Source organism: Anabaena sp. CS-542/02 (assembly GCF_028331085.1).
Classification (GTDB): domain Bacteria; phylum Cyanobacteriota; class Cyanobacteriia; order Cyanobacteriales; family Nostocaceae; genus Anabaenopsis; species Anabaenopsis arnoldii.
On the sequence record NZ_JAQMTM010000029.1, the window covers coordinates 1 to 14,007 of the forward strand.

The following is a 14,007-nucleotide window of genomic DNA, read 5'->3' on the forward strand; positions in this document are numbered from 1 at the left end:
CGGTTGTCGTAGCTCTTTAGACTGTTTTCCTCCCTTGTCCACCTTGTCTTACCCTCACGACAATGTAAAAAACCTACCCTTGTAAGCCCCCCCATCAGCGATCGCACCACCACCGAAATCACCCAGAGTCCCCAAGGCAGAAATATCACAGTCATTCGCGGATAGCTGGGTTATCTATCCCAGTCGGATTTATCCGACTTTAGCTATCAGACAGGGGTTTCTAACCCCTGGCTCCCGGTTGTCGTAGCTCTTTAGACTGTTTTCCTCCCTTGTCCACCTTGTCTTACCCTCACGACAATGTAAAAAACCTACCCTTGTAAGCCCCCCCATCAGCGATCGCACCACCACCGAAATAGCCCAGAGTCCCCAGAAGAGAAATATCACATAGAAACCAGAAACGAAGACTAAAGCCCCGCCGCCGCACCTAACCAACCTGCAACCCTCACAATAATTGGCTTGGCTACTGTCCAAAGTTGCTTACCAGAATCTACAGTTTTAGTTGTTTTTTCTAAGGTTTCTCTCACACTTGTTAAACGGTCTAACGCACGTTGTTTATTTGGTTCTGCTTTGTCCGTTGCGTTTTTAGCTGCATTCAAATCTTCAATTACTTCTTCTTTGGTGTCGGCTGGTAACTCTGCATCTTGAATCAAAGTTTCTAATTGTGCCAGTAACTTGACAATATCCTCTTTAGTGAGCGCTTCTCCCGTATCTGCACCCACTTCATTTTGTTGTGTAACTTGATTATTGTCACCAAGAACAGCCTGATTATTGTCTCCCTGTACTGCGCGGTTGTTATCACCTTGAACGTTGTTGACGTTACCGCCCACAGAACCACCAACTGAAAAGCCACCGGGATTACTAGCCATACTTCCTACCTCTTGTATTTGTGTACTTGAATAATAATTAGGGCGTTCCAGCGCCGTCATTACCATATTCTCTAATCTACGAATTTGATTATCTTTTTCTGCTATTAGTAAATTAATTTTTCCCTCTGACAAGCCTTTTATCTGGTTATAAGTAGCGGAATATTCGGCACTCAATTGGGACTTGTCAGCTGTCGCTGTAGTTTTGGCACGAAGTAAAAATTTATCCTCACCTCGTACTTCCATGCCGACAATTCGCAAATCAGCTTCTGGGTGATTCTCTGCTAACTGCTTAAATGAAATTGCGATCGCTCTGGGGTCAACATCTTGATTATGGTATAAGTCCAGGGTGTCAAATATTGGCTTGATAAAATCCCCAAACTCCCCATCTGCAAACACTTCTTTATTGTTATCGGGTTTGCGCAGAGGATCAGGGTTCTCCTTCGTGGCGAGTCGCATATAAACGTATTCACATCTCACACCATCAAATTTGGTGTCAGTGGTAATCCCCCAATCTTGAATGTATGCCCCAGTAAGCGTAGCCCCTGTAAAATCCGTGCCATTAAGTTGTGCCTGTACTAATATTGCTCTGGATAAATCGGCATCCTGTAAATTGGCTTGGCTCAGGTCAGCACCAATAAAGCTAGTATCTACCAAATTCGCCTTTTCAAAATTAACCCCCCGTAAGTCCTCACGGTCAAAGTTTTTTTCTCGCCCCTGACCTTCCATCAAAACTTTCAGCAGTTGTCCATTTTGCAGGTAAGTTTTACCAGGGCGAACCCGGTCAAGTTTTTTAGTTTTATGGAAACAAGTACGAGTTAAATTAGCTTTTCTAAAATCTGTACTTTTAAGTGTAGCAGTAGTGAAATCAGCATCTGTTAAGTTGGCGTTGCGAAAGCTTGTACCACCAAAGGTGGCAAAAGCAACAGCGATGTTCCGAATCAAAGAGTATTTTTCATCTCCTTTCATAGCTCTCCCACCAATGTAAGCACTAAATAAAGCTCCGGCGATGGCTCCGGCGATGGCTCCGACGATGGCGATGGCTCCGGCTCCGGCGATGGCGATGGCGAAGGCTTTGGCGATGGCCATGGCCATGGCCATGGCTCCGGCTCCGGCGATGGCTCCGACGAAGGCGAAGGCGATGGCCATGGCTCCGGCTCCGGCTCCGGCGAAGGCTCCGTCCATGGCTCCGGCTCCGGCTCCGGCTCCGGCGAAGGCGAAGGCCATGGCGAAGGCGAAGGCGAAGGCGATGGAGATGGCCATGGCCATGGCCATGGCGATCGCTGAGTTAAATCCTTGGCGAAGGATAACTATAAAAACACCAATTACTACTATTAAGACAGTCCAGCCAGCAACCTGACTTTCACTGGAACTGTTAAATATCAAAGCTATCAACGCTCCGGTGAAGGCTGATAAAAATCCAGAAATTACAGACAGCAACCATGATACACAGACTAAAAAGATAGCCCAACGTTTTTGCAGTCCTGCTTGAGCATGGCTAAAGTTTGCCCCTGTGAGGTTAGCCCCAGTAAAGTCTGCGCTGCGAATATCTGCATAACTAAAGTTAGCACCCTCAAGGTTTTGACCTTTGAAAGAATGACCTCTGCAATTTTTACCGGATAAGTCCTGGATCATGGCTAGGTGCGGTAGACTTTATGATGCTTTCTGATTTAGCTACAGGTATACCACGAACATTTCCGTTATTGTAACGTTTTCAGTTAAATTTATCTTATAGGACTCCTAAATGATGACTGTTGACTGTTGACTGTTAATTGGGAAGATGCGTGACCATCAACAGCCATTAGCCGGGGAATAAATTACCCGTCTGATAATGATTGTTAACCCTATTTATAAAGTTATATTTAACACCCAGTCGGATTTATCCGACTTTAGCTATCAGACAGGGGTTTCTAACCCCTGGCTCCCGGTTGTCGTAGCTCTTAAAAAGCCTGACCCGTCAACCGTCAACAAAATCTTGAATATAGGGGAAATACCTTTTCTAGCTAGAGAAATTCAAAACCCGCCGGTGTGCTGATAATTTTTCCCAGATTTTTTGATACTCCTGTTTAATCTCATCAGCTAAATTCAGGATTGAAACTTAATGTTATTTTGTAAATTTACAATAAATCCGCCGCATTCAAACTTAACAAATCTTAATATTAATTTTTGTAAATATAGCTGTCAAATTAATCAATATATCAATTTTTGTAAACATAACTTTCAAATTAATCAATCCCCTTCGCGAGATTCAAACTTAACAAATCTTAATATTAATTTTTGTAAATATAGCTGTCAAATTAATCAACCCCCTTCAGAGAATTAAAATGAGTTAAAATTCTTCATTTTCACCTTCATTCTGATATATTTTCACTTTATTTTCACACTAATTTCCGCGATTAAAACCTGTTCAAACCGGCGTTATTTTCAGTAAATATTTATACCTTCAAAATAATCATCCCCTTCGCAAAATTCCAACAAAAACAGTGCAAGTATGCGCTTACTTAACATTCTGCCTTCAAATTAATCATCCCCCTCGCAAAATTAAAATTACCCATTTTCACCTTCACTCTGATATATTTTCCCCTCATTTTCACACCAATTCCCACCATTAAAACCTGTTCAAACCGACATTATTTTCAGTAAATATTTATACCTTTAAATTAATCAATCCCTTTCCCCAAATTAAAACCAAAAGTATAAATAGTAACAATAGTCTCAAACAATGCTTTCAAATTAATCAATCCCCTTCCCCAGATTAAAACCATCACCCCTCAACCCTCAACCCTCAACCGTCAACCAAATACCACCGTCCTATTAGAATAGACCAATACCCGATTTTGCAGATGTAACCGTACCGCTCTAGCTAAAACCACCCTTTCTAAATCCTTACCCTTCCTAATTAAATCCTCAACCTCATCCCGGTGACTAACTCGCACCACATCCTGCTCAATAATCAAACCCGCATCTAAATCAGGTGTAGCATAGTGAGCAGTAGCACCAATAATTTTTACCCCACGTTCAAAAGCTCGGTGATAGGGATTTGCACCCACAAAAGCCGGTAAAAATGAATGATGAATATTGATAATTTGGGGAAACCCAGCCACAAAATCAGCACTAACAATCTGCATATATTTAGCTAAAACTACCAAATCAATCTTATATTTCTGTAGTAGTTCTAGCTGTTGGGCTTCCTGTTCCGCCTTATTATCTTTAGTAATAGGAATGTGATAAAAATCAATACCAAATTGCTCTGCTACTTCCTTAAGTTGACCATGGTTACTAATAATTAAGGGAATCTCAGCAGCGAACTCCTTAGCTCTTTGTCGCCAAATTAAATCAAATAAACAATGGTCTTGCCGACTCACCCATATGGCAATACGTGGTATAGTATCAGAAAAATGTAATTGCCATTTAGCATTTAAAGGTTGAGCGATCGCATTAAATGCAGGGCCAATCAGTTCTCGTGGTAAATTAAATCCCTCTAACTGCCATTCTATCCGGGTCAGAAATAATCCAGCCGAAAAGTCTGTATGTTGGTCTGCATGGATAATATTACCACCATTAGCATAGATAAAGTTGGCAAATTTGGCAACTAGTCCTCTTTCGTCGGGACAGGAAATAAGTAAAGTGGCGGTGGGTTGGGTCATGTACTAGGTTGATGTTTAATTTTTCTGTCGCTGCTTTTTATGTTTTAATGTGGCGATCGCCTAATTTTTAATAGGTTCATCCTCTGGGTTTGTTTCAGCCTCACTATTATCTTTTGGTTGTTGCCATTCTGAAAGTTCCCGATTTACAGCATTTTCAAAATCTGTGGATACAAGTATGACATTTATCTTACCATTTTCTTCTTGATTCTCGTCAGTTTGAGCATATAAAAAACGACTGTTAAAGTCAGGGTTACCTAAAATTAGCTCATGTGTTTTCTGGTTTTTCAACTTAATATTAATCGTGGCTAAGGGTTGACTAAAACCAAATTCCTCTAATTGATTAGGTGTAACTTCTAATGTGCGATCGCTTTCACCATTAACTAATAAATTGGTTAAGTAAGCAACGATCGCATCATTAGCTGGTTCTATGGAAGGAGATGTTAATAACCATTGCGGTTGTGTTGATGGGGTGTTGCGTTCTAAGCTGACGGTGATATCTTGTTTCTGAATGGTCAGAGATTGTATATCATCTCGTGTAAAGGTAAAAATTTGCTGCTTTTGCGCCTGTAATTGTTCTCGCTCGGTTGTACCTTTAATTTCATAGAAATAGACAAAACCACCCAAACCCACAGCCAGAAACATTAAAACTAAAGTTGTGCGTGGTAATTTCATATGTCTTGATTATCTCCGCTTCCACCAAATAATAGCCGCCGTTACTAACCCCAATAATGGTAATAGTAATAAAGATGAGAGTGCTAACAGAGTGGTTTGCAGGACGCTCAAGTTAATGCGGCGGTTTCTGGGTTCTTTGGGGCGAATAGAAAGGGGTTGTTGGTCTTGTTGACTTAACCAAGTCACGGAGTTAAGAAACACATCTCCATTCAGTTGCTGTTGAAATAAGCCATCAGTAGCAAATTCCGAATCTCCAATCACTACTAACCGGGATTCCATCGTCGGTGCTGGGGGTTTTTCTTCCCCTTCAGTGGGTGTGGTTGGTATTGTTTTAGTCAAAGCCACACCTAAAGTCAGAGGTCCGGGGATATCTGTTTCGGGGTTAAACTCTAATTTTTCGCTTTCCTGGTCGCTTTCAGCCCAACTGTCAGGATAGGGTTTAGTTTGTAGTAAGATGGTTGATTTAATTCCAGCTACAGGGTTAATTTCTAAAGGTCTTGCTAATCGATAAAAGGAAATACCATTACCAAAGTCTTGTGTAATGGGATGTTGTCCATAATCTGTGACAATCGGAACAGCTGGGCCTAGTCCTACAGCAGATCCGGAAACATCCACGGCTAAACGATTGTCTAAAATAACACCCCATTCTTTAAGTAAACTGTCGAAATTAGTCTTAGTATTGGGGTCAATCATTAATAGGACATTTCCACCACCATTCAGATAATCTTGTAAAGCCTTGACTTCGCTATCAAATAATTCTCGTTTGGGACCAGCTACGACTACAACAGATACATCTTTTGGAACTTGAGATTTTTCTCCTAAATTCAGTGGTGAACCAGTATAATTTATATTGCTTAATCCCTGAATGGCTTGTGAAATTCCCCCTTGACCTGATGTTAAGGAATGTTCGCCATGACCTTGCACAAAGTAAACTGGAGTTGTGCTTGTACTGTTAAGTTGTTGCAGACGATTTGTTAATCTAATTTCTGACAGGCGTTCATTGGTATTTAGTTTTTGGACTAATTGGCGGTTATCTCCAGATTCTAGGTACACTTCCCCATAATCTTGAACACCAAATTTGTTTGCTAGGGTTGGTCTAGCTTGGGGGTCTACATACTCAAATTCAAACTTGGAACTTTCTCGCCGATAGTTTTCTAGTAGTTCCTTGTCTAGGGGATTTCTGTTAACATCAAATACCCATATTTTAACTGGTTTTTCTAACCTCCTGACTAATTCTTGAGATTGAGGTGCTAGGCTAAATAATTGGGTTTCTGTTAAGTCTTGACGCAGGTAATAACGAGTGCCTAAGAAGTTAAGTAACCCCACAATTGCAAATACAGCTACAATGGCAATGAGAGCATTAGTACCTGCTTGGGTGGAACGACTATTCCACCATTGATTTTGCTGAGTTTGCAATACTATCCACAAACCAAGGGTAATAGTTCCTGCAATCAGGAATATCAAGGGGATGATTCCCCAGGTTTCCCCTACTATTCCAGATGTTAACCCGACAGCAAGTAAAAATAATCCTAAAAAAAATAAGTATTTTACCGGTTGGTTTTTTTTGATAATTTTCATTTGTAATTACTGATTAGTCATTGTTTCCCTAATTACCGCCGCCCAAAGCGCAGTGCATCAATTGACTGGGCCGTGAGAAATATACCCAAGAATATATAACTACTGAATAAAATCACGGCGCTGCTATCGAAAATACCTTGAATCAGGGTATTGTAATGTTTTAATAATGAGAAATGACCTATTATTTCTCCCATGGTTCCACCGATCCCCTTAGCAATCACATCAACAAACAATAATAATAAAATTACCGCGAAGGTGAGGACAGCAGATAAAATAGTGCTGTCGGTCAGGGAGGAAATAAACATTCCTAATGATAATATTGCCGCAGCTAGTAAGATTAAGCCCAAATTCCCTAGTAAGGTAATTGTGGGCGACATAGGTGGGTTAGATGCACTGATGGCGATCGCCTGCAAGATAAATAAGGGTACAATCAGGGTGGTAAAGAATGTGAGTACACCCAATAATTTACCTACTGCTACCGCCCAGTTAGTCACTGGTGAGGTGGCTAACAGTTCCAAAGTACCCAGCTTGCGTTCTTCGGCATACAATCCCATAGAAATTATTGGTAAAATAAATAACAGTAGCCACCCCAATCTATCCAGGAATGCACGGATAAATTCATAGGGAACATCTATGGGTGGTATTGGTATATTTAGTTGTTGTCCTTGGAGGTCTACTTGGGCAACTGTTGGTAAAATCCCATCAGGCCCTACTAAAATTGTGACAAAGAATAACCCGGCTATCAACCAAAATACACTGGCGATCGCATAGGCTAAGGGGGAGATAAAATAACTCTGTAACTCTCGGCGATAAATGGCAATAATATTACTCAGCACTATACCCATTAAGGCTCCTTAGTTTGGTGAATCTGAATCTAGATTTTTTTCTGCTGTAGTCAATTGCAAAAATACATCTTCTAGGGTAGCGCTGACACGTCGCATTTCATGTAATCGCCAACCCGCAGTGACTAATGTTGCAGCAATATCTTTTCCCGCTTCCATTCCTGGTTGGGAAATTACCCGCAGGTGGGCGCGGTTGTCATCACATGGATGATTACTAGAAACAGATTCTACCAGACTTACACCGGGGATATTTTGCAAAGTTTGTGTTGCTAAATCACCATCTCCCTCAATTTCTATTTCATATGCTGACCCACCTGATAACTGGGTCATGAGGTTTTCTGGTGTGTTGGTGGCGACAATTTTACCCCCGTTGATAATGGCGACACGGCTACAAGTCATACTCACCTCTGGCAAAATGTGGGTAGACAGAATAATGGTGTGAGTACCAGCGAGACTTTTAATTAAATTGCGGACTTCAATAATTTGTCGGGGGTCAAGTCCCACGGTGGGTTCATCTAAAATAATTGCTGGTGGGTCGTGGACGATGGCTTGAGCAATGCCGACTCTTTGGCGGTATCCTTTAGATAGTTTGCGGATAATTACTTGGCGTTTATCTTCTAAGTTACAGCGTTTAATCGCTGCTGTGACCTTCTGGGTGCGATCGCCAGGGGGAACACCTTTAATTTGTGCGACAAAATGTAAGAATCCCTCCACGGTCATTTCTGGATATAACGGTGGTGTTTCCGGTAAATAACCAATGCGTTGGCGAACTGCGAGGGAATTTTCATGAACATCAAAGCCAGCAATTGCGGCTTTACCCTTGGTAGCTGGTAAATAACCGGCTAAAATCCGCATGGTTGTAGTTTTACCCGCACCATTGGGTCCCAGAAATCCTAAAATTTCCCCTGGTTCGACGCTAAAGGTAACATCATGAATAGCTGGGGTAGAACCGTAAGTTTTACACAGATGTTCGACTTCAATCATGGCGTGACTGGTAACAAAATAGAGAATACCCAATCATCTTAGATCACTTGAGGAGTAATCCTCATCTCCACTGCTGGGAGTGGGAATTAAGTAACATACAACAAAAGGTTTCTCATCTCTCCTTGACTCTTAGGAGGAGGTGGGGTCAGGTTCCATATTTGCTCAAATCCGCACTATGTCCAACCAACGCACAATTAAAAGTATATACACTGATGGCGCTTGCACTGGTAACCCTGGTCCTGGGGGTTGGGGTGTGGTAGCTTATTTCACTGATGGCGCAGTTCATGAAATGGGTGATGCTGCAAATTATACGACTAATAATAAGATGGAGATGACAGCGGCGATCGCTGCTTTAAAATTCTTCCATGAATCTGGACAAGGTGAACCCATTATCCTGTATACCGATAGTGAATATCTGATCAACTGTGTCACCAAGTGGTTACCAGGATGGAAAAAAAAAGGCTGGAAAAAATCTGATGGTAAACCCGTCCAGAACCAAGACCTGTTAGAAATTCTCGATCAACTGAATACTCCACAAATAAATTGGCAGCACGTGCGCGGACATTCTGGTAACATAGGTAACGAGCGGTGTGATGTGATTGCTCGCTCATTTGCTAGCGGTCAAATCCCATCTCTACAAGAATTATCTCCTACTGATTCCTACAAATCTTTACATTCTTTAGGTGAAGGAGACTGGGAAAAGGTAGCCTGTCAAGAGTCTAAATCTAGAATACTTCACAAAAGTACACAAGATAAAAGTACTTTTATGTCAGATATAAATGCCATGGAACCATCCACCTTAACAGAGGCGGCCATAAATGAAGAACAACTATCGACAACCAGGGTCAAACAACTGAGAAACTTGGTGGAGACTCTGCGTATAGCTGACGAGATTTCGGAAAAAGGCTATTTAATTACCAGTTCGGAATTAGCAGACTTGATGGATGTCCACGCCAGCGCGGTCACTAGTCGGGGAGACGAGTGGCGCTGGCGGAACTGGATTGTGTCACGGGTAAGACGAGAAGGAAATCAAATTCTCTGGGAGTTAGAACGAGGCGATCGCCTAGAAACGGAAAATGAAATATAACTAAGCAATCAGTTATACTTCCTCCCCCGCCATTCCCTGGGGGTGCGCAATGCTGAGAGGAAGATTCGTAATACAGCTAGAGGGTCAGCTAAGGGAGAAAGCCAAAATAACCAACCACCTTGAGCCGTTTTGCGATCGTAAGAAGGTGCGATCGCAAAAACCAGGGCAAAACGAATCACCAACAGAAATACATTTAACCCCAATAATAGGGGTGGGGAGGAAAGTAACAAGCAAGTAGGGACGAGGAATACAGGTAAACCTTGCACTGCACAGAGTAACCATAAATCGCCCCACACTTGACCAGGTAGAGATGCGTCTTTTAAATCCAGACTGCGACCCCATTCCTTCCAAGTTTCTCTTGCTCCCTCATACATCCGCACCTTGAGCACCTGGGAGCCATCCAGGAAGCCGACTTTAAACCCTTGCTGTGCAATATGTCGCGCTAAGGTGACATCATCACAAAAAGAACTACTGGCACTAGTATAACCACTGACGGCAGCCAAAACAGAACGGCGACACAAAAAGCATTGACCATTAGCCATAACCCTTTCCGGCTGGGTGGTGGTAATTCCCGCCGGGTCGAAGCGATAAAGCAAAGTCATTAATAATGCTGGTTGCAGCCAACATTCACCGGGATACTTGAGAATGAACTGGGGTGAGAGGGAAATTAAATCATATCCTTGGGCTTCTGCGGTTGTGACTAAACTAGCAACTAGTCCGGGATGTGGTTGGGTATCAGCATCCATCCCCAGAAACCACTTACTTGCTTCGGAACTATACAAAAATCCGTTATGTAAAGCCCAGGGACGACCTACCCAATTAGGGGGTAAGGGGTCATCTGTGATTAACCGAAAGCGCGGGTCTTGCTGCTGTGCAGTTTTCACTAAGTCCGGGGTTCCATCTTGGGAATTACTGTCTACGACAATAATTTCCCGCACTTCGTAACTTTGGCGGCTCAAGCCAGATAACAGAGGACTAATGCGCAGGGCTTCGTTAAGGGTGGGAACTACAACGCTCACAGTACCCAGGAGTTCTGGGGTTGGCTGTTGGGGTGATATGGGGGGATACCTTCTTGGCCCCTTCAACAGACGGGAAAGTAAAATCGCCGTTGCTGGTATTTGAATAAGTAGCAATAGAAAAGTTATGACGCTTTCTACTGTTAAAGCGTTTTCCACAATAAAAATATCTAGCAATGAAAATGGTGATTACACAAAAAATTGGGCAGGAGACATGAGTTTTTGGTTGTCTTCGGTAGTCTTCCTGTCCCCTAATTTTATTTCAAGGCAACTTTGATGTTTGCCACTGAAATTTGGTTGGTGGTTGATTGGGTATCAGTTTGGTTAGATACTGCTGACCCTTTTAACCACAGTGCTAGTGCTGGACCTACTCCTAGGAAACAGCCCAATACTACGGGGATGGAGAATCCCGCCGCTAAACTCATGACTGTAGCAAAGCCAAAGTTGGCTAAATATACTATTAAGGGTACATTCAGCTGCGATCGCTCAAATTTGATGGGGTTGTTTTTCCATAGTAAGGCGGAGACGGTCATAAACACTGCACCAGTACCCCACCAACCCGCAAAGTTTTGATAAGGCATTCCAAAGAAAGCCCCCGGTTGATGCCAATACCAGAAGGGTAGAGAAGTTTGGCTCATGGCAGGATCAAGCACAAAATCCCAGGAAGTCAACAACAAGGAACCTAAAGCAATAGCAACAATATGTCGCCACCAGCTGGGTTTTGTGTCCACTTCTAACCCAGCACGGGCTAGTAGGTAAGAAACGCATCCCAAATAAAACCATGATAGGGGAATTGTGAAGGGCACTAAACCAGAAATTTTATAGCCCAAGCCGCTCAAATAGCTATAGTGACCGAAAGGAAATCCTGTACTGGTTCCCAGTAGTTCACTGGTCAGGGAAATCAATATTGCTGGCAGCATAAATGCCAAAATTCTCCCTAACCCCAAGGTGCGTAAACCATACAAAAATACAGCTGCGGTTCCCAAGATCATATAGACCACACCACCCCCAGCCATACTCCACTGCATGGCAGTTTGTCCAATTTCAGAGAAATGGAAAATTACTTCGGCATTCGGTACTACTATTAGTATGCCTACCAATCCAAAGACCATTGACACGATGTGGCCAATTAGGCCTACGCGCTCCGCGATTACAAGTTGTTTCATGATCAGTCCTTAACAAGATGTGACGTGTGGCTGCTGGGCTGTTAATAGTTTACAAATATTTACGCAAATATTTAACTAGTTTGTACCATTATTCCCCTGGAAGTTGTTAATTTTTCTGAGTAAGTGCATCATAACCTATTGAACTTATACTGTTAGCAGCCAATTACGGCAATCACGGGGGGTGAAAGGATGATTGTTTTGCTCACTGGTGACGACCAACACGCGATTCAGGAACAGCTGAAGCAATACAAAGCAGAGATTGATTTTCAATCTCAAACCCCAAATTAGTTGTTTAAGTCAGTCAAGGAGAGTTGGTTAATTCCTCAATCAATTGGTCAGGACTGAGAATTCGAGGTGTCACGACCGGAAAATCTTGAGGATTACGGGTAATAATCGCATCTAATTGATTGACTACCGCAGTGGAGTATTGAATGGCATCTTCAAAATCCTTAAAATGGGTTGTGAAAGCCATTGTAATTACAACCTGATTTACCGTAGCAATTTGACAGAAAATAAGTATTTCTTGCAAAAACTCAATAGTTAAATCTCGACCCTTCTGTTTACGGATAATATAGTAAAGGTCACTAATAGTTGATGCTGAAATGTAGCCTTCTATTTGCCCCTGTTCAACAAATTCTAAAATTGTTTCGCTATTAGTGAAGTAAGGCTGTCGTTCTAGAGCAATATCTATAATTATGTTAGTATCAAGCAATACTTTCACAGATTATGTTTTTCCTTTAAATATTCCCATCTAGCTTGATCTGGATCAAAATCAGGAGGTGCTGGTTGGGTTTTTTCAAACCAGTTTTGCAAAGCTTTGATTTTGGTTCGTCTTCTAGGTGTTTCTGGTGCTGATTCCCTTGCTGGGGTTGTGGTATTATCAAGCGTCTCAGTAGCTTCTTGCCAAACTACAATTTCCACATCTCCAGGAGGTAAATTCAGTGGTTCGGTAATTACTAAGTTACCAGATGAATCAATTTTTCCTTTGAGTTTGTATGCTTGCATGATCTTCTGAATAAGAATCTGTTTTTATCTTATCTTGCATCACTGGGAAAATATTTGCTGATATCGCACTGGAGAACATCACGACTGGAACGCGCAAATTCAAGGATGTTTGTATGGATTTAATCACCGAATTAATGATTCTATAATGGTTAGGCCAACTCATCTTAGATTGAATGTTAGTTTGAAAACACTGCCTTGGATTTCTTTATTCCTCGTCTCACTGACTTACACTAGATTGGGCTGGGTATTATCCGATAATAACGCCACTCTTTACCTGTGGATATTACTTATATTAGCTATTTTAGTTTTAGTGGCGAGCTTAACTGTTTCTGTGTCGGTAATCTCAAAATATTCCAGTCTATTAGTTAGCTCAAATCTCAGGTCTTTTACTGTTGCCACTCTTGGCGCTTTATTGTTTTTTCTGATGCTGGCTTGGTATGGTATATTTCTGGATATGTTGCTGATTATTTGTGCGGGTATCTTAGGGAGAATTGACTGTCAAACCGCTCGTCTCACACAATTACAAGCTTTTTTAATTATCTTGCTCTTTTCATTAGGGGGGTTAGGTTGCGGTCACTTACTACACTTGGTATCTTCAGGGTATATGTAGTGGTTGGAGAGGGTGGGGATTACCCACCCAAGCACATCTAAACGCTAGCTGTCTCTGCTGGGGTTGGAACTGGATAAACACTAACTTTTTTGCGGTTTTTACCTTTTCTTTCAAAGGCTACTAAACCATCAACTAAGGCAAACAAGGTGTCATCGCTACCAATACCAACATTGTTACCAGGGTGAAATTTGGTTCCCCGTTGACGTACGAGAATGTTTCCCGCTAGTACGGTTTGACCACCGTAGCGCTTGACTCCCAAGCGTTGAGCATTAGAGTCCCGACCGTTACGAGTACTACCTGTTCCTTTCTTATGAGCCATAATTACCTCTTGTGTTTTCTGCTATATAAAACCTAGACAAAGCTAGACTTTACTTTCTACTTCAACGGGAGCATGGGGGCGGTTATCCCTGGTGTAGACTTGCACGCCTTAGCCAGACGCGATATTTCTCTTAAGATTTACAAGAAAGACTACCGCTATCATTGCTTGGTTTTCGCGTTGGCAATAGTCTTAATTCAATACTTGATATCGTAGGATTA

At 42.1% G+C, this 14,007-nt stretch carries 15 protein-coding genes; 4 read left to right on the plus strand and 11 right to left on the minus strand.

Going from position 1 to position 14,007, the window contains the following annotated elements:
- Positions 1 to 404: 404 nt before the first annotated feature.
- A complete protein-coding gene (locus tag PN447_RS02590; protein WP_271760581.1) occupies positions 405 to 2,498 on the minus strand; it encodes a pentapeptide repeat-containing protein in 2,094 nt (697 codons plus the stop codon).
- Positions 2,499 to 2,694: 196 nt separating this feature from the next.
- On the opposite strand from PN447_RS02590, the gene PN447_RS02595 reads away from it, so the two are divergent.
- Complete coding sequence (locus PN447_RS02595; protein ID WP_271760583.1) at positions 2,695 to 2,898, plus strand: hypothetical protein; 204 nt, start codon at positions 2,695 to 2,697, stop codon at positions 2,896 to 2,898.
- A 757-nt stretch (positions 2,899 to 3,655) separates the two neighbouring features.
- On the opposite strand, the gene purU is transcribed toward PN447_RS02595, so the two are convergent.
- Genes purU through PN447_RS02620 form a run of 5 tightly spaced genes read right to left on the minus strand, consistent with a single transcriptional unit; the run spans position 3,656 to position 8,586 of the window.
- The gene (gene purU, locus PN447_RS02600) at positions 3,656 to 4,510 is read right to left on the minus strand and encodes a formyltetrahydrofolate deformylase (RefSeq protein ID WP_271760585.1); all 855 of its coding nucleotides are present in this window, start codon (positions 4,508 to 4,510) and stop codon (positions 3,656 to 3,658) included.
- A 60-nt stretch (positions 4,511 to 4,570) separates the two neighbouring features.
- Positions 4,571 to 5,182 (minus strand): DUF4340 domain-containing protein, encoded by a 612-nt coding sequence (locus PN447_RS02605; protein ID WP_271760586.1) that lies wholly within the window; start codon positions 5,180 to 5,182, stop codon positions 4,571 to 4,573.
- A 9-nt stretch (positions 5,183 to 5,191) separates the two neighbouring features.
- Entirely contained in the window at positions 5,192 to 6,760 is a 1,569-nt protein-coding gene (locus tag PN447_RS02610; RefSeq protein WP_271760588.1) for a GldG family protein, read from the minus strand.
- A gap of 32 nt (positions 6,761 to 6,792) precedes the next feature.
- Entirely contained in the window at positions 6,793 to 7,605 is an 813-nt protein-coding gene (locus PN447_RS02615; protein ID WP_271760590.1) for an ABC transporter permease, read from the minus strand.
- Positions 7,606 to 7,614: 9 nt separating this feature from the next.
- Complete coding sequence (locus PN447_RS02620; RefSeq protein WP_271760592.1) at positions 7,615 to 8,586, minus strand: ABC transporter ATP-binding protein; 972 nt, start codon at positions 8,584 to 8,586, stop codon at positions 7,615 to 7,617.
- Positions 8,587 to 8,761: 175 nt separating this feature from the next.
- Here PN447_RS02620 and PN447_RS02625 point away from each other — a divergent pair, with 175 nt between their 5' ends.
- Positions 8,762 to 9,673: a ribonuclease H family protein gene (locus PN447_RS02625; protein WP_271760594.1), complete on the plus strand. Its 912-nt coding sequence runs from the start codon at positions 8,762 to 8,764 to the stop codon at positions 9,671 to 9,673.
- An 8-nt stretch (positions 9,674 to 9,681) separates the two neighbouring features.
- Here PN447_RS02625 and cruG read toward each other — a convergent pair whose 3' ends face one another.
- From cruG to PN447_RS02645, 4 genes are all read right to left on the minus strand, one after another.
- A complete protein-coding gene (cruG, locus tag PN447_RS02630) occupies positions 9,682 to 10,848 on the minus strand; it encodes a 2'-O-glycosyltransferase CruG (protein ID WP_271760623.1) in 1,167 nt (388 codons plus the stop codon).
- Positions 10,849 to 10,946: 98 nt separating this feature from the next.
- Positions 10,947 to 11,855 carry a gamma-carotene 1'-hydroxylase CruF gene (gene cruF, locus PN447_RS02635; RefSeq protein ID WP_271760597.1) on the minus strand — a complete coding sequence of 303 codons (909 nt, stop codon included), beginning with the start codon at positions 11,853 to 11,855 and terminating at the stop codon, positions 10,947 to 10,949.
- A gap of 301 nt (positions 11,856 to 12,156) precedes the next feature.
- Positions 12,157 to 12,576, minus strand: coding sequence for a type II toxin-antitoxin system VapC family toxin (locus PN447_RS02640; RefSeq protein ID WP_271760599.1), 420 nt, complete (start codon positions 12,574 to 12,576; stop codon positions 12,157 to 12,159).
- On the minus strand, positions 12,573 to 12,860 hold the full coding sequence (locus PN447_RS02645) for a hypothetical protein (protein WP_271760600.1): 288 nt from the start codon (positions 12,858 to 12,860) through the stop codon (positions 12,573 to 12,575). Before PN447_RS02645 ends, PN447_RS02640 begins: the two co-directional genes overlap by 4 nt.
- A gap of 181 nt (positions 12,861 to 13,041) precedes the next feature.
- On the opposite strand from PN447_RS02645, the gene PN447_RS02650 reads away from it, so the two are divergent.
- Entirely contained in the window at positions 13,042 to 13,470 is a 429-nt protein-coding gene (locus PN447_RS02650) for a hypothetical protein (protein WP_271760602.1), read from the plus strand.
- A gap of 37 nt (positions 13,471 to 13,507) precedes the next feature.
- Here PN447_RS02650 and rpmA read toward each other — a convergent pair whose 3' ends face one another.
- A complete protein-coding gene (gene rpmA / locus PN447_RS02655; protein ID WP_271760604.1) occupies positions 13,508 to 13,789 on the minus strand; it encodes a 50S ribosomal protein L27 in 282 nt (93 codons plus the stop codon).
- Positions 13,790 to 13,861: 72 nt separating this feature from the next.
- On the opposite strand from rpmA, the gene PN447_RS02660 reads away from it, so the two are divergent.
- Positions 13,862 to 14,002 carry a hypothetical protein gene (locus PN447_RS02660; RefSeq protein ID WP_271760606.1) on the plus strand — a complete coding sequence of 47 codons (141 nt, stop codon included), beginning with the start codon at positions 13,862 to 13,864 and terminating at the stop codon, positions 14,000 to 14,002.
- The last annotated feature ends 5 nt before the right edge of the window (positions 14,003 to 14,007 follow it).